Below are 14,008 nucleotides of genomic sequence, written 5' to 3' on the forward strand. Positions count from 1 at the left end.
TCTGGGGGAGGGAAAAAAACCTACTCCTCCAGCCCGTGCCGCATGGCATAGCGCACCAGGTCCGCCGCGTTGTCCACGCCCAGCTTGTGCATCAGGTTGGCCTTGTGGCTGCTCACGGTCTTGACCGAGAGGCTGAGGCGGTGCGCGATGTCGGTCACCGACAGGCCCGAGACCAGCAGCCGGAACACCTCGAATTCGCGCGTGGAGAGCGACTCGTGCGGCGCCGCGGCGGCCTCGCCGCCCGGCATGGCCGCCAGCGCCAGCTGCTGCGCCACGTCGGCGCTGACCCAGGCGCCGCCCTGCGCGATCTTGCGCAGGGCCTGCTCCAGGAGGGCCGGCGCGCTTTCCTTGGTGAGGTAGCCGCTCGCGCCCGACTTGATCGCGCGCACCGCGTACTGCGACTCCTGGTGCATGCTCAGGACCAGGATGCGCACGCGCGGCTTCTCGGCCTTGACCAGCTTGATCAGCTCCATGCCGCTGCGCCCGGGCATGGACAGGTCCAGCACCAGCAGGTCGAAGTCCAGCTCGCGTGCCAGGCGCAGCACCTCCGTGCCGTCAGCCGCCTCGCCCACCACCTGGAAGTCCGGGGCGCTTGCGATGATGCGCTTGAGGCCTTCACGCACGATGGCGTGGTCGTCGGCCATGACAACGCGGATCATGCGTCGGCCCCCGGCAGCGGAATGCGGGCCTGGACACGGGTGCCCTGGCCGGGTTGCGAATCGATGCGCACCGTGCCTTCGAGCAGCTGCGCGCGCTCGCGCAGCCCCACCAGGCCCAGCGACTGCGGCTTGCGCGCGGCCTGCGTCTCGAAGCCGGCGCCATCGTCGCGCACCTCCAGCACGATCTCGCGGCGCTCGCGCGCCACGCGCACCCAGGCGCGGTGGGCCCGCGCGTGCTTGGCCACGTTCTGCAGCGACTCCTGGACCATGCGGAACACCGCCGTCGCATGCGGCTCGCCCAGGTCCAGGCTCTGGTCGATGTCCAGCGCGCAGGGCACGCCGTGGCGCTGCGTGAAGTTCTGCACCAGCCACTCGATGGCCGGCACCAGGCCCAGGTCGTCCAGCACCAGCGGCCTGAGGTCCGCCGAGATCCGCCGCGTGGCCGCGACGCTCTCGTCCAGCATGTCCAGCATGTCCGCGAGCTTCTGCGCCGACGCCGCCGGATCGCGCTCCAGGTGGTCGCGCACCCAGATCGCGTCCATCTTGAGCGCCGTGAGCGACTGCGCCAGCTCGTCGTGCAGCTCGCGGGCCACGCGGGTCTTCTCCTGCTCGCGGATGGCGCTGGCCTCGGTGGCGAAGCGCGCCAGGTCCTGGCGCGCCTTCACGCGCTCGGTCACGTCGCGCAGGATGACGGAAAAGACCTTGCCCTCGGCGGTGTCGATCTGCGAGATGGACGCATCCATGGGGAACTCGCTTCCATCGGCCCGCAGGCCGTAGAGCACCATGCCCTCGCCCTTGCGCCGGGAGGTGACGCCCGTGGCGGCGAAGTGCTTCACGTGCGCGGCGTGGCCGGCGCGGAAGCGTTCGGGCAGCAGCATGGACAGGGGCTGGCCCATGACCTGGTCGCTGCGCCAGCCGAAGGTCTGCTCGGCCGCGCGGTTGTACAGGACGATGCGCTCGCGCTCGTCGATGCTGATGATGGCGTCCATGGCCGAGTCCAGCAGGGCGGCCAGCCGGCCCGCTGCATCGGCATCGCTCAGGAGGGAAAAGGGCACCGCGGAATTACAGCACAGCGCGGCGCCCGCATCCCTCATTCGGCCGTCGCCAGGGGCCGCAGGACGCTCCCGCGTGCGAGCCACAACGCCACGCCGCTGGACAGCGCGCACACCGTCCAGAAGGCGAAGAAGGCGGCCGTATAGACCGCCTGGCGGGACCAGCCCAGCGGTCCGCCGGCCCAGGACAGCTCCAGCGGGTCCACCAGCGCGAAGACCACCAGCTCCAGCAGGCAGGCGGCCAGGAAGGCCGGCCAGGCCACGGCCATGAGCAGCCGGCTCCAGACGGAAGCGTCGTGGTCGGCCATGGCGGTCAGCGCGCCGGCGCCGGCGAGGCGGCGTGGTTGCGGCCCTGCAGGGCCGGCAGCAGGGCCTTGGCGCCTTCCTCGGCCAGCGTCTTGTTGATCTCGATGCCGCGGCGGTAGTAGTCCTCGGCCACCAGCGGGTCGGGCTGGCGCACGGCGATGACGACGGTGGCGATGCCGGCCAGGATCACGGTCACCGGCCCGGCGATCACCAGCCAGACATGGCCATGGTGCCACCAGGGCGCGGCGCTGCGGGATTCAGGAGGGGAAGAAGGAAGGGTCATGGCAGGTCTCCGGTCTGCGGGTTCAGCGGGGCATCAGGAACACGGCCTTCTCGCTCACGTGCGCATCGCCCGAGGCGGTGCCCACCAGGAAGCGGATGGGATGCGAGCCGGGCTCGGCGCCGCCATAGGGCAGCTGCAGGCGCACGGCCACCCAGCGCGACTGCGCGGGGCCGACCTCGAAGCGCGCATCGGACGCGACCACCAGGCCGGGCAGCCCTTCGACCTCGATGCGGTAGGTCTGCGCCTGCTCGGTCGCGTTCATGATCTGCAGCCGGTAGACGTTCTCGATGTGGCCGCCCGCGACGATGCGGGCGAGCGCGGCGCGGTCGCGCACCACGTCCACCTTCAGCGGCGTGCGCAGGGCCAGGCTCATGGCCAGCGCCAGGGCGATGGCGCCCAGGATGGCCGTGTACACCAGCACGCGCGGCCGCAGCACGCGCCGCAGCAGCGCGCGGCCCGTCCAGCCCTCGGCCAGCGCGTTCTGGGTGGTAAAGCGGATCAGCCCGCGCGGATAGCCCAGCTTGTCCATGACGCCGTCGCACACGTCCACGCAGGCGGCGCAGCCGATGCATTCATATTGCAGGCCCTTGCGGATGTCGATGCCGGTGGGGCACACCTGCACGCACAGTGTGCAGTCCACGCAGGCGCCCAGGCCCGCGGCCCGGTAGTCGGTCTTGCGGCTGCGCGCGCCGCGCGGCTCGCCGCGGCCGGCGTCGTAGCTCACGATGAGCGTGTCCTTGTCGAACATGGCGCTCTGGAAACGCGCGTACGGGCACATGTACTTGCACACCTGCTCGCGCAGGAAGCCGGCGTTGCCCCAGGTGGCAAAGGCGTAGAACAGCACCCAGAAGATTTCCCAGGAGCCCATGCGCAAGGCGATCAGCTCGCGCCCCAGCTCGTGGATCGGGGTGAAGTAGCCGACGAAGGTGGTGCCGGTCCACAGCGCGAGCAGCAGCCAGGCCAGGTGCTTGCCGCCCTTGCGCAGGAACTTCTCGCCGGTCCACGGGCCGGCGTCCAGCTTCATGCGGGCGGTGCGGTCGCCCTCCAGCCGGCGCTCGATCCACAGGAAGATTTCGGTATAGACGGTCTGCGGGCAGGCGAAGCCGCACCACAGGCGCCCGGCCACGGCGGTGAAGAGGAACAGCGACAACGCGCTGATCACCAGCAGGCCGGTGAGATAGATGAAGTCCTGCGGATACAGCACGTACCCGAAGAGATAGAACCGGCGCGCCGCGAGGTCGAACAGCACCGCCTGCCGCTCACCCCACTGCAGCCAGGGCAGGCCGTAGAACACCAGCTGCGTGAGGAACACGAAGGCCCAGCGCCAGCTCGCGAAGCGGCCGGAGACGCTGCGCGGATAGAGCTTCTGGTGCGCTTCGTAGAGGGACCGGGTCTCGCCGGGCGGCGGCGGGTCGGGCGGCGCGGGGACGATGGGGATGACTTTCACGGTGGAGGGATCATCCGGGGTGGGCGGCAAGATCCGTTTGCGGTGGATCAAGTGGGGGCGAGACCTGGGCGATGCGTTTCGACAGGCTCAACGCGAAAGGGAGTGGCTCACCTCCTGATTACCACCCACCCCACACCGTTCGGGCTGAGCCTGTCGAAGCCCCTCGCCGCCCCACTCCGTTCGGGCTGAGCCTGTCGAAGCCCACCGCCCAAAGCGATCACTCAAGGCTTCCCCACCACCGCCTTGTTCGACAGGCCCCACACATACGCCGACAGCACATGGATCTGCGCGTCGGTCAGCTTGCCCTGCTGGCCGGGCATCTGGTTGTTCCGACCGGTGTTGATGATGTTGATGATGGCCTGCTCGCCCCAGCCGTGCAGCCACACGTCGTCGGTGAGGTTGGGCGCGCCCAGGGCGGCGTTGCCCTTGCCGTCCATGCCGTGGCAGGCGGCGCAGGCGGTGAACTTGGCCTTGCCCAGCTGCGCACGCAGCGAGTCGTGCGGCCCCTTGGACAGGCTCATCACGTAGTGCGCCACGTTCTTCACGTCGTCGGCACCGCCCACGGCCGCCGCCATCGGCGGCATGGCACCCGTGCGGCCCTGGTGGATGGTCTCGGCGATCTTCGCCGGCTCGCCGCCCCAGAGCCAGTCGTGGTCGGCCAGGTTGGGAAAGCCCTTGCTGCCGCGCGCATCGGAGCCGTGGCACTGGGCACAGTTGTTCATGAAGAGGCGCTCGCCGATGGCCATGGCATTCGGGTCGCCCGCCAGTTCCTCGGGCTTGCGGGCCGTGAACTGCGCGTACAGCGGCTCCAGCTGCACGCGGGCCTTCTCCACCTCCTTCTGGTAGTTGCCGGCGCTGGTCCAGGCGAGCTGGCCGCCGTAGCTGCCCAGGCCCGGGTAGGCCACCAGGTACAGCAGCGAATACACGATGGTGATGACGAACAGCCACATCCACCAGCGTGGCAGCGGGTTGTTCATCTCGCGCAGGTCGCCGTCCCACACGTGGCCGGTGGTGTTGTCCTCGTCGGCGGCCACCTTCTTGCGCGCGGTGACCCACAGCAGCAGCAGGCAGGCCAGGATGCTGACCACGGTGAAGCCGGCCACGAAGACCGACCAGGCGTTGCCGGTGAAATCGCTCATGGCTTACCTCTATTCGTCGTTCTGGAAGGGAAGTGCCGCCGCCTCGTCGAAGCGGCCGCGGTTGCGGCGGGCATAGGCCCAGCCCGCGATGGCGAGGAAGGTGGCAAGCGAGACCAGCGTGGCCACGATGCGCAGGGTGGTGATGTCCATGGAAGTCGTCCTCACTTGAGCGCCAGGCCCATGCCCTGCAGGTAGGCCACCAGGGCGTCCATCTCGGTCTTGCCCTTGACGGCCTCGGGCGCCTTGGCGATCTCCTCGTCGGTGTAGGGCACGCCGACCGTGCGCAGGGCGCGCAGGCTGCGCTGCACCTGGACCGGGTCGAGCCGGTTCTTCTCCAGCCAGGGATAGGCGGGCATGTTCGACTCCGGCACCACGTCGCGCGGGTTCACCAGGTGGATGCGGTGCCACTCGTCGCTGTACTTGCCGCCCACGCGGTGCAGGTCGGGGCCGGTGCGCTTGCTGCCCCACTGGAACGGGCGGTCGTACACGAACTCGCCGGCCACCGAGTAGTGGCCGTAGCGCAGCGTCTCGGCGCGGAAGGGCCGGATCATCTGCGAGTGGCAGTTGTAGCAGCCCTCGCGCAGGTAGATGTCGCGGCCCGCGAGCTGCAGCGCGGTGTAGGGCTTGACGCCCTGCACGGCCTCGGTGGTGGACTTCTGGAAGAACAGCGGAACGATCTCCACCAGTCCGCCGATGGCGACGACCAGCAGGATCAGCACGATCATCAGGAAGTTGCTGGTCTCGACCTTCTCGTGCGAGAAGCCGGTGCTCGGGGGGTTCGATTGGGCGTTGCTCATGATGCGGTTTCCTTCGCGTCCCTCAGGCGTGGGCCGGCATCGGCACGGGCATCCGCACCGAGCGACCACCGGCCACCGTCATCCAGGTGTTCCAGGCCATGACCAGCATGCCGGCCAGGTACAGGACGCCGCCGAGGACGCGGATCACGTAGAACGGGTAGGTGGCCTTGACGGACTCCACGAAGGTGTAGGTCAGGGTGCCGTCGGGGTTGATGGCGCGCCACATGAGGCCCTGCATCACGCCGGCGATCCACATGGCGGCGATGTACAGCACGATGCCCAGCGTCGCGATCCAGAAGTGCAGCTCGATGGCCGGCACGCTGTACATCTTCTTCTGGCCATACAGGCGCGGGATCAGGTAGTAGAGCGAGCCCATGGAGATCAGGCCCACCCAGCCGAGCGCGCCGGAGTGCACGTGGCCCACGGTCCAGTCGGTGTAGTGGGACAGCGCGTTCACCGTCTTGATGGACATCATGGGCCCCTCGAAGGTGCTCATGCCGTAGAAGGACAGCGACACGATCAGGAAGCGCAGCACCGGGTCGTCGCGCAGTTTGTGCCAGGCGCCCGAGAGCGTCATGATCCCGTTGATCATCCCGCCCCAGCTGGGGGCCAGCAGGATCAGCGAGAACAGCATGCCCACCGACTGCGTCCAGTCCGGCAGCGCCGTGAAGTGCAGGTGGTGCGGGCCCGCCCACATGTAGGTGAAGATCAGCGCCCAGAAGTGGACGATGGACAGGCGGTAGCTGTAGACCGGCCGCTCGGCCTGCTTGGGGATGAAGTAGTACATCATCCCGAGGAAGCCGGCGGTGAGGAAGAAGCCCACCGCGTTATGGCCGTACCACCACTGGATCATCGCGTCCTGCACGCCGGCGTAGGCCGAGTAGGACTTCATCCAGCCGGCCGGGATGGCGGCGCTGTTGACCAGGTGCAGGATGGCGACGGCCAGGATGAAGGCGCCGTAGAACCAGTTGGCCACGTAGATGTGGCGCACCTTGCGCACGCCGATGGTGCCGAAGAACACGATGGCATAGGACACCCACACCAGCGTGATGAGGATGTCGATGGGCCACTCCAGCTCGGCGTACTCCTTGCCCGAGGTGTAGCCCAGGGGCAGGCTGATGGCCGCGGCCACGATCACCGCCTGCCAGCCCCAGAAGGTGAAGGCGGCGAGCTTGGGCGCGAACAGGGGCACGTGCGAGGTGCGCTGCACCACCCAGTAGCTGGTGGCGAAGAGCGCGCAGCCGCCGAAGGCGAAGATCACGGCATTGGTGTGCAGGGGTCGCAGCCGCCCGTAGCTGAGCCAGGGGATGCCGAAATTGAGCTCGGGCCAGGCGAGTTGGGCCGCGATGAACACGCCCACGAGCATGCCCACCACCCCCCACACCACGGCCATGAGCGAGAACTGCCGCACCACCGTGTCGTGGTAGCGGACTTCAGGAGCACTGGAGGCAGTCGTCATGGAGCACCTTGTTGGATGTTCCTGAAAGTGTCCGGTGCGGCTGCCGGTGGACCCTTGATGCAGGTCAATCGCGTCGTGGGTTCCGACGGGTGCCGGGTGGCTCTGCAACACCCCGCGCGCGGCCGGGCCCGCGCGCCTTCAGTCGTTCGCGAGGATGCGCTCGCCCTCCGCATCGACCGACTCGAACTGCCCGCGCCAGACGGCCCAGGCCAGGCCGCCCAGGATCAGGAGCGACAGCGCGATCGACAGGGGGATGAGGATGAAGAGGATGTCCATGGGGCTTCCTAGCCGCGCGACAGGCGCGCCGCGTTGCCGACCACCAGCAGCGAACTGGCCGCCATGCCCAGCCCGGCGAGCCAGGGCGGCATGAAGCCGGCGATGGCCAGCGGGACGCAGGCCGCGTTGTAGGCGGCGGCCCAGAGCAGGTTCTGGCGCACGATGCGGCGGCTGCGGCGTGCGAGGGCCAGCAGGCCGCCCACGTCCGCCATGCGCCCGCTTTGCACGATGAAGTCCGAGTTCGATTGCGCGAGCGGCACGCCCTGCCCCATGGCGGCCGACACGTCGGCGCGCGCCAGCACGGGGCCGTCGTTCAGGCCGTCGCCCACCATGAAGACGCGGCGGCCGCGGCGCTGCAGCGCCTGCAGGTGGGCCAGCTTGTCCTCGGGCGTGCAGCCGGCGTGCCAGTGGGCGATGCCGGCGCGGGCGGCCAGGCGCCGCACCGCCGGGATGCGGTCGCCGGAGAGGAGCTGCACGTCCAGGCCCCGGCGGCGCAGTTCGGCCACGGCCTCGACCGCGTCGCGCCGCAGCGCCTCGTCGAATTCGAAGCTCGCGAGCCAGCCCTGCTCGTCGGCGAGGTGGACCTGCGGGCCTTCGGCCGGCGGCTGCAGGAGGTCGCAGAAGCCGGCCGAGCCGAGCTTGAGCGTGCGGCCGGCCAGCGGGCCTTCGAGCACGCGCCCCTGCAGGCCGGCGCCTGCGCGTTCCTGCACGTCCGCCACCGCGCCGGGCGCCTCGGGCGCGGCCGCCACCAGGGCCCGCGAGAGCGGATGCAGCGAGGCCTGCGCCAGGGCCGCCGCGGCGGCCACGGCCGCTTCGGCATCGAGTCCGTCCCGGGTGCGTACCGCGCCCAGGGTCAGCGTGCTTTCGGTCAGCGTGCCGGTCTTGTCGAAGACGACGGTGTCCACCCCGGCGGCGGCATCGAGCGCGCCGAGTTCGCGCACCAGCACGCCACGGCGCGCGAGCGCGCCGGCGGCGGCCAGGCTGGCGGCCGGCGTGGCCAGCGACAGCGCGCACGGGCACGTGACGATGAGCACGGCCACGGCGATCGACAGGGCATGTGCCGGACCGGCGTCCCACCACCAGGCCGCAGCGGCCACGGCAGCGGCCAGCACGGCCAGCAGGAAGGGGGCCGCGATGCGATCGGCCAGCCGGGCCAGGCGCGGCTTGTCCACCGAGGCGCGCTCCATCAGCGACACGATGGCCGCGAAGCGCGTGTCGCGCCCCAGGCGCTCCACGCGCACGGTGACCAGGCCGGCGAGGTTGTGGCTGCCGGCGACCACGGCGTCACCGACGCGGCGCGCCAGCGGCTCGGCCTCGCCGGTGAGCAGGGCCTCGTCGATGCGGCCTTCGCCGGCTTCGATGCGGCCGTCGGCCGGGATGCGCTCGCCAGGCAGGATGCGGATGCGGTCGCCCACGCGCAGGCTGCGCACGGGCACACGCTCGAAGCCGCCGTCCGCGCCCTCGCGCTCTATGGTGGCGGGCAACTGGCGCATCAGCGCGTTCAGGGCGCCGGCCGTACGGCCCCGCAGGCGCTGCTCCAGCAGGCGCCCGGACAGCAGGAAGAACACGAACATGGTGACCGAGTCGTACCAGACCTCGCGGCCCCAGGGGCCGGCGGGATCGAAGGTGGCCGCCGTGCTGGCGAGGAAGGCGATGAGGATGCCCAGGGCCACGGGCACGTCCATGCCGACGCGCCGGTGCCGCAGGTCGCGCAGCGCGCCGGCGAAGAAGGGCTGGCAGGAAAACAGGATGACCGGCACGGTCATCATCCAGGCGCCCCAGCGCAGCAGGGCCTCGATGTCCGGCGTGATCTCGCCCGGCGCGGCGACGTAGATCGGCACCGCGTACATCATGGCCTGCATCATGCAAAAGCCCGCCACCAGCCAGCGCCAGAGCATGAGGCGCTGGGCCTTCAGGCGCGGCGCGGCCTCCAGCAGGTCCCCGGCGGGCGTGGCGCCATAGCCGACGCGGCGCAGGGCCGCAAGCCACCGGGAAGGACGGCCGCGTTCTGCGGACCAGACGATGCGCGCCGTCTGCGCCGCGCTGTTCACGGCCACCGACTCGACCCCCGGCACCGCCAGCAGGGCCTCTTCCACCAGCAGCGTGCAGGCGGCGCAGTGCATGCCCTCGATGGCGAGGTAGGACTCCCAGCGGCCGTCCTGCCCCGGCAGCGGCCGGCCGAAGGACGGCCACTCGGACGGATCGTCCAGCGCTGCCCAGCCACGCGGCGCGGCTTCGGCCTGCGGCACCGGCGGCGCCAGGGGTGCCGCGGGAGCGAGCAAGGCGGAAGATGACATCCCGCGAGGCTAGGCGCCCGGCGCAGCGCCTTGCTTGAGGTGGATCAAGCCGCCCCGTGAAAACACTCGGCAACCGCAAGCCCCCGACGAGCCTGAATTCCCCTAGCCTCTCGCCCATGACCCGCCTTCGCGCCTTCTGGAACCGCCTGCAGGCCAGCTTCTGGTTCGTGCCGGCGCTGGTGGTGGCCGCATCGGTGCTGGCGGCGGTGGGGCTGGTGCAGGTGGAAGACACCACCAAGTTCAAGCTCGCGCAGTGGTCGCCGCGCCTGTTCGGCGCGAGTGCCGACGGCTCGCGCGCCATGCTCTCGGCGGTCGCGACCTCCATGATCACCGTGGCCGGCGTGGTGTTCTCCATCACCATCGTGACGCTCTCGCTCACGTCCACCCAGTACTCGCCGCGCGTGCTGCGCAATTTCATGCGCGACCGCACCACGCAGATGGTGCTGGGCATTTTCGTGGGCATCTTCGCGTACTGCCTGGCCGTGCTGCGCACGATCCGCGGCCCCGATGACGGTGACTTCGTGCCCTCGCTGGCGGCGCTGGGCGGCTTGCTCTATGCCCTGGTGGGCATCGCCATGCTCATCTACTTCATCCACCACGTGGCCCAGAGCATCCAGTCCACCTCCATCATGGCGCGCGTGAGCAATGCCACCGCCGAGGCGATCGACACGCTGTTCCCGCAGGAACTCGGCCATTCGCCCGAGCCCGTGCCGGTGGACCGGCGCATCCCGACCGAGTGGGTGGAGGTGAAGGCCGACTGCAGCGGCTATCTGGCGCAGGTGGACAGCGAGGGCCTGATGAAGTACGCCCGCGAGTGCGGCCGCACCGTTCGCCTGTGCGCACAGGTGGGCGAGTTCGTCGCGTCCGGCGCACCGCTGGTCGCCGTCAGCGGGCACGCCGCCCTGCCGGAGAAGGAGCAGAAACACCTGCGCGGCACGGCGCGGCTGGAGGAGATGCGCACCATCGAGCAGGACGCGGCCTTCGGCCTGACCCAGCTCGTGGACGTGGCGGTGCGGGCGCTCTCGCCCGGGATGAACGACCTGGCGACCGCCTGCATGTGCGTGGACCGGCTGGGCGCGCTGCTGGCCCAGCTGGCCGCCCGGTCCATTCCCAGCCCGCTGCGCTACGAGGGCCAGGACTTGCGGGTGATCGCGCCGGCGCCGGATTTCGGGGACCTGCTGTCGCTGTCCTTCGAGCCGGTGATCCGCCAGTGCCGCGGCCAGGTCATGGTGCTGTCCAGGCTGGTGACAGCGCTGGAGACGGTCACCGCCGCCACGAGCAGCCCGCAGCGCCGCGCGGCCATGCGCCCGGTGCTGCGCGAGCTGCGCGCAGAGATCCAGCTCAACGCGCCACGCCCCCGCATCGCGGAACTCAAGCGCCGGCTGCGGGCGCTGGAGACAAGGCTGGAGGCCGGGGCCTGAAACGCCCGGCCCCGGCGCCGCGTGGCGCTTAGAAGATCAGTCCGCCCAGTCCCAGCACCACGGCCAGGCCGATGAGGAAGATGATCAGGACGATCCAGAACAGGACTTTCATGCCGGTTTCCTTCGAATGAGTGGTTTGCCGGCAGTCTGTTTCGGTGGCCCGGGCCGGGCCTGTAGGACGGCGGCGCCGGACTGTGCAGGAACGCCGTCGCGGCACGCGACAGGGCCGCAGGCGGGCGCGCCGTGATCAGCCGCCGCGCAGGCCCACCGCCTCGCGCGCCAGCGCCGTGATGCGCGCCCACTCCCCCGCACGCACGGCTTCGGCCGGCGTGAGCCAGGAGCCCCCCACGCACAGCACGTTGGGCAGCGCCAGGAACTCGCGCGCATTGGCGGCATTGACGCCGCCGGTGGGGCAGAAGCGCGTGTCGATGAAGGGACCGGCCCAGGCCTTGAGCATGGCCACGCCGCCGGCCTGCATCGCGGGGAAGAATTTCAGTTCCGTGTAGCCGTCCTCGGCGGCGGCCATGATCTCGCTGCCCGTGGCCACGCCCGGCAGCAGGGGCAGGCCCAGGTCGCGGCAGGCGCGACCCACGGCCGTCGTGTAGCCGGGGCTCACGGCAAACTTGGCGCCGGCGCGCACGCAGGCCTGCGCTTCGGCGGTGCTGCGCACCGTGCCGGCACCGGCCACCGCGCCGGGCACCTCGTTCGCGATCGCCTCGATGCACTGCAGCGCCACCGGCGTGCGCAGGGTGACCTCCAGCATGCGGATGCCGCCCTCCACCAGCGCGCGCGCCAGCGGCACCGCATGGCGGACCTCGTCCAGCACGATCACCGGGATCACCGGCGCATCGCGCATGACGGCCGAGGGCGACAGCAGGGCGGGCGGATTCGTCATAGCCATGTGCAGGCTCCTTCCTCGGCCGTGAGCGCATTGCGGCGGAAGCCCGCGAAGAGTTCGCGCCCCAGGCCATGGCCGTTGTCCTCGATGTCCTGCGGCGGCATGGCCGCGGGTTCGCGGGCGTTCCATTCCTCGTCCGCCACCAGCGCCTGCAGCACGCCGGCGTCGGCGTCCAGGCGCAGCCGGTCGCCGTCGCGCAGCCGCGCCAGCGGGCCGCCCACCGCCGCCTCGGGCGAGACATGGATCGCGGCGGGCACCTTGCCGGAGGCGCCGCTCATGCGGCCGTCCGTCACCAGCGCCACGCGCCAGCCCTGCCCCTGCAGCACGGCCAGCGGCGGCGTGAGCTTGTGCAGCTCGGGCATGCCGTTGGCCTGGGGGCCCTGCCAGCGCACCACGCACACCAGCGAGCCCCCGCCCTCGCGGCAGGCCCGCTCCAGCTCGCCGGCGCCGAAGGCATGCAGCAGCGCGTTCTGGCCGTCGAACACGCGCGCCGGCCCCTCGATCACGTGCCGCTCCGGCGGCACGGCGGAGGTCTTGATCACGGCACGGCCCAGGTTGCCCTGCAGCAGCTTGAGGCCGCCGGTGGGGCTGAAGGGATCGGCCGCGGGACGCAGCACCGCCAGGTCGCCGCTCGGGCCGGTGTCGCGCCAGGCCAGCGCCTGGCCGGCCGGCGCCGCGCCCTGCACGGCCATCGCCGCCTGCTGCGGCACCCGGGTGTACTCGCGCAGCCCGGCCTCGCGCACGGTGAGCACGTCCTCGTGCATCAGGCCGGCGTCCAGCAGCTCGCGGATGACGAAGCCCGGGCCGCCGGCTTCCTGGAAGTGGTTCACGTCGGCGCTGCCGTTGGGATAGACCCGCGCGATCAGGGGTGCGACGGCCGAGAGCTCGGCGTAGTCGTTCCAGTCGATGCGCAGGCCCGCCGCGCGCGCCACCGCCACCCAGTGGATCAGGTGGTTGGTCGAGCCGCCCGTGGCCAGCAGGGCCACCAGGGCATTGACGATGCAGCGCTCGTCCACCAGGCGGCCGATGGGCGTGAAGCGGCCGCCGGCGCGCGTGATGCCCAGCACGGTGCGCACCGCCTCGCGGGTCAGCGCCTCGCGCAGGCCGGTGTCGGGGTGGATGAAGGCGCTGCCGGGCACGTGCAGGCCCATGGCCTCCATCAGCATCTGGTTGCTGTTGGCGGTGCCGTAGAAGGTGCAGGTGCCGCGGCCGTGGTAGGCCTTCTGCTCGGCCTCCAGCAGCTCGGCGCGGCCCACCTTGCCCTGTGCCGCGAGCTCGCGCACCTTGGCCTTCTCGTTGTTGGACAGGCCGCTCGTCATGGGTCCGCCGGGGACGAAGACCATGGGCAGGTGGCCGAAGTGCAGCGCGCCGATCAGAAGGCCCGGCACGATCTTGTCGCAGATGCCCAGCAGGAGCGCGCCCTCGAACACGTCGTGGCACAGGGCCACCGCCGTGGCCTGCGCGATCACGTCGCGCGAGAAGAGCGACAGCTCCATGCCTGCCGTGCCCTGGGTGACGCCGTCGCACATGGCCGGAACGCCCCCGGCCACCTGCGCGGTCGCGCCCTGCCGCCGGGCTTCGTCCTTGAGCAGCTCCGGAAAGCCCGCGTAGGGCGCGTGCGCCGAGAGCATGTCGTTGTAGGCGGTGACGATGCCGATGTTGGGCGCCCGCTCGGCGACGATCCTGAGCTTGTCGTTGGCGGGCAGGCCGGCGAAGGCGTGGGCCACGTTGGCGCAGCCCATGCGGTCGGCGCCGCGCGGGCGCTCGGCCAGCGCGCCCAGGCGTTGCAGGTAGGTGTCGCGGGAGTCGCGGCTGCGCTCCCGGATGCGGTCGGTGACGGCGGCCACCACGGGATGGAGCTTCATGGCAAGGAGGTCGGATGGGCGGCATTCATCCTAACGGCAACACTCGCCCGGGCACATTGCGCGGTTACCGGTGCGTTACCTTTGCGCGGGGGAAGCGCATTGCTACAGT

Annotated in this window: 15 protein-coding genes; 1 reads left to right on the forward strand and 14 read right to left on the reverse strand. The window is 70.9% G+C overall.

The genetic code is table 11. The features are described 5' to 3' along the window. Positions 1-20 precede the first annotated feature (20 nt). The 11 genes from EZ242_RS21165 to EZ242_RS21215 form a co-directional block, all read right to left on the reverse strand. Positions 21-659: a response regulator gene (locus EZ242_RS21165; protein WP_135287177.1), complete on the reverse strand. Its 639-nt coding sequence runs from the start codon at positions 657-659 to the stop codon at positions 21-23. Further along, positions 656-1,714: a PAS domain-containing sensor histidine kinase gene (locus tag EZ242_RS21170; protein WP_240787188.1), complete on the reverse strand. Its 1,059-nt coding sequence runs from the start codon at positions 1,712-1,714 to the stop codon at positions 656-658. The genes EZ242_RS21165 and EZ242_RS21170 overlap by 4 nt, the downstream gene beginning before the upstream one ends. A gap of 35 nt (positions 1,715-1,749) precedes the next feature. Beyond that, a complete protein-coding gene (locus EZ242_RS21175) occupies positions 1,750-2,019 on the reverse strand; it encodes a hypothetical protein (RefSeq protein ID WP_135287179.1) in 270 nt (89 codons plus the stop codon). Positions 2,020-2,024: 5 nt separating this feature from the next. Continuing rightward, the gene (locus tag EZ242_RS21180; protein ID WP_135287180.1) at positions 2,025-2,300 is read right to left on the reverse strand and encodes a FixH family protein; all 276 of its coding nucleotides are present in this window, start codon (positions 2,298-2,300) and stop codon (positions 2,025-2,027) included. Positions 2,301-2,322: 22 nt separating this feature from the next. Further along, positions 2,323-3,747 (reverse strand): cytochrome c oxidase accessory protein CcoG, encoded by a 1,425-nt coding sequence (gene ccoG, locus EZ242_RS21185; RefSeq protein ID WP_240787189.1) that lies wholly within the window; start codon positions 3,745-3,747, stop codon positions 2,323-2,325. Positions 3,748-3,968: 221 nt separating this feature from the next. After that, positions 3,969-4,886 carry a cytochrome-c oxidase, cbb3-type subunit III gene (ccoP, locus tag EZ242_RS21190; protein ID WP_135287182.1) on the reverse strand — a complete coding sequence of 306 codons (918 nt, stop codon included), beginning with the start codon at positions 4,884-4,886 and terminating at the stop codon, positions 3,969-3,971. Between the two features lie 9 nt (positions 4,887-4,895). Then, positions 4,896-5,036 (reverse strand): cbb3-type cytochrome oxidase subunit 3, encoded by a 141-nt coding sequence (locus EZ242_RS21195; RefSeq protein WP_135287183.1) that lies wholly within the window; start codon positions 5,034-5,036, stop codon positions 4,896-4,898. An 11-nt stretch (positions 5,037-5,047) separates the two neighbouring features. Then, a complete protein-coding gene (ccoO, locus tag EZ242_RS21200) occupies positions 5,048-5,683 on the reverse strand; it encodes a cytochrome-c oxidase, cbb3-type subunit II (protein ID WP_135287184.1) in 636 nt (211 codons plus the stop codon). 22 nt (positions 5,684-5,705) lie between these two features. After that, positions 5,706-7,142: a cytochrome-c oxidase, cbb3-type subunit I gene (ccoN, locus tag EZ242_RS21205; RefSeq protein ID WP_135287185.1), complete on the reverse strand. Its 1,437-nt coding sequence runs from the start codon at positions 7,140-7,142 to the stop codon at positions 5,706-5,708. A 138-nt stretch (positions 7,143-7,280) separates the two neighbouring features. Further along, the gene (gene ccoS, locus EZ242_RS21210; RefSeq protein ID WP_135287186.1) at positions 7,281-7,418 is read right to left on the reverse strand and encodes a cbb3-type cytochrome oxidase assembly protein CcoS; all 138 of its coding nucleotides are present in this window, start codon (positions 7,416-7,418) and stop codon (positions 7,281-7,283) included. An 8-nt stretch (positions 7,419-7,426) separates the two neighbouring features. Further along, positions 7,427-9,715, reverse strand: coding sequence for a heavy metal translocating P-type ATPase (locus tag EZ242_RS21215; RefSeq protein ID WP_135287187.1), 2,289 nt, complete (start codon positions 9,713-9,715; stop codon positions 7,427-7,429). A gap of 116 nt (positions 9,716-9,831) precedes the next feature. Here EZ242_RS21215 and EZ242_RS21220 point away from each other — a divergent pair, with 116 nt between their 5' ends. Continuing rightward, a complete protein-coding gene (locus EZ242_RS21220) occupies positions 9,832-11,136 on the forward strand; it encodes a DUF2254 domain-containing protein (RefSeq protein WP_135287188.1) in 1,305 nt (434 codons plus the stop codon). 28 nt (positions 11,137-11,164) lie between these two features. Here EZ242_RS21220 and EZ242_RS22695 read toward each other — a convergent pair whose 3' ends face one another. From EZ242_RS22695 to edd, 3 genes are all read right to left on the reverse strand, one after another. After that, positions 11,165-11,248 carry a small membrane protein YohP gene (locus EZ242_RS22695; RefSeq protein WP_476705495.1) on the reverse strand — a complete coding sequence of 28 codons (84 nt, stop codon included), beginning with the start codon at positions 11,246-11,248 and terminating at the stop codon, positions 11,165-11,167. 135 nt (positions 11,249-11,383) lie between these two features. Then, positions 11,384-12,037 carry a bifunctional 4-hydroxy-2-oxoglutarate aldolase/2-dehydro-3-deoxy-phosphogluconate aldolase gene (gene eda, locus EZ242_RS21230; RefSeq protein WP_135287190.1) on the reverse strand — a complete coding sequence of 218 codons (654 nt, stop codon included), beginning with the start codon at positions 12,035-12,037 and terminating at the stop codon, positions 11,384-11,386. Continuing rightward, positions 12,028-13,899, reverse strand: a complete 1,872-nt coding sequence (gene edd / locus EZ242_RS21235; protein ID WP_135287191.1) for a phosphogluconate dehydratase — start codon at positions 13,897-13,899, stop codon at positions 12,028-12,030. The genes eda and edd overlap by 10 nt, the downstream gene beginning before the upstream one ends. Between the last annotated feature and the right edge of the window lie 109 nt (positions 13,900-14,008).

The organism is Ramlibacter rhizophilus (assembly GCF_004681965.1).
Lineage (GTDB): Bacteria > Pseudomonadota > Gammaproteobacteria > Burkholderiales > Burkholderiaceae_C > Ramlibacter > Ramlibacter rhizophilus.

Coding starts and splice junctions, on each gene's coding strand:
- ccoP (WP_135287182.1), bottom strand. CDS start 4,886: ATGAGCGATTTCACCGGCAACGCCTGGTCGGTCTTCGTGGCCGGCTTC.
- ccoS (WP_135287186.1), bottom strand. CDS start 7,418: ATGGACATCCTCTTCATCCTCATCCCCCTGTCGATCGCGCTGTCGCTC.
- ccoN (WP_135287185.1), bottom strand. CDS start 7,142: ATGACGACTGCCTCCAGTGCTCCTGAAGTCCGCTACCACGACACGGTG.
- EZ242_RS21180 (WP_135287180.1), bottom strand. CDS start 2,300: ATGACCCTTCCTTCTTCCCCTCCTGAATCCCGCAGCGCCGCGCCCTGG.
- EZ242_RS21175 (WP_135287179.1), bottom strand. CDS start 2,019: ATGGCCGACCACGACGCTTCCGTCTGGAGCCGGCTGCTCATGGCCGTG.
- edd (WP_135287191.1), bottom strand. CDS start 13,899: ATGAAGCTCCATCCCGTGGTGGCCGCCGTCACCGACCGCATCCGGGAG.
- EZ242_RS21165 (WP_135287177.1), bottom strand. CDS start 659: ATGATCCGCGTTGTCATGGCCGACGACCACGCCATCGTGCGTGAAGGC.
- ccoO (WP_135287184.1), bottom strand. CDS start 5,683: ATGAGCAACGCCCAATCGAACCCCCCGAGCACCGGCTTCTCGCACGAG.
- EZ242_RS21195 (WP_135287183.1), bottom strand. CDS start 5,036: ATGGACATCACCACCCTGCGCATCGTGGCCACGCTGGTCTCGCTTGCC.
- eda (WP_135287190.1), bottom strand. CDS start 12,037: ATGGCTATGACGAATCCGCCCGCCCTGCTGTCGCCCTCGGCCGTCATG.
- EZ242_RS21220 (WP_135287188.1), top strand. CDS start 9,832: ATGACCCGCCTTCGCGCCTTCTGGAACCGCCTGCAGGCCAGCTTCTGG.
- EZ242_RS22695 (WP_476705495.1), bottom strand. CDS start 11,248: ATGAAAGTCCTGTTCTGGATCGTCCTGATCATCTTCCTCATCGGCCTG.
- EZ242_RS21215 (WP_135287187.1), bottom strand. CDS start 9,715: ATGTCATCTTCCGCCTTGCTCGCTCCCGCGGCACCCCTGGCGCCGCCG.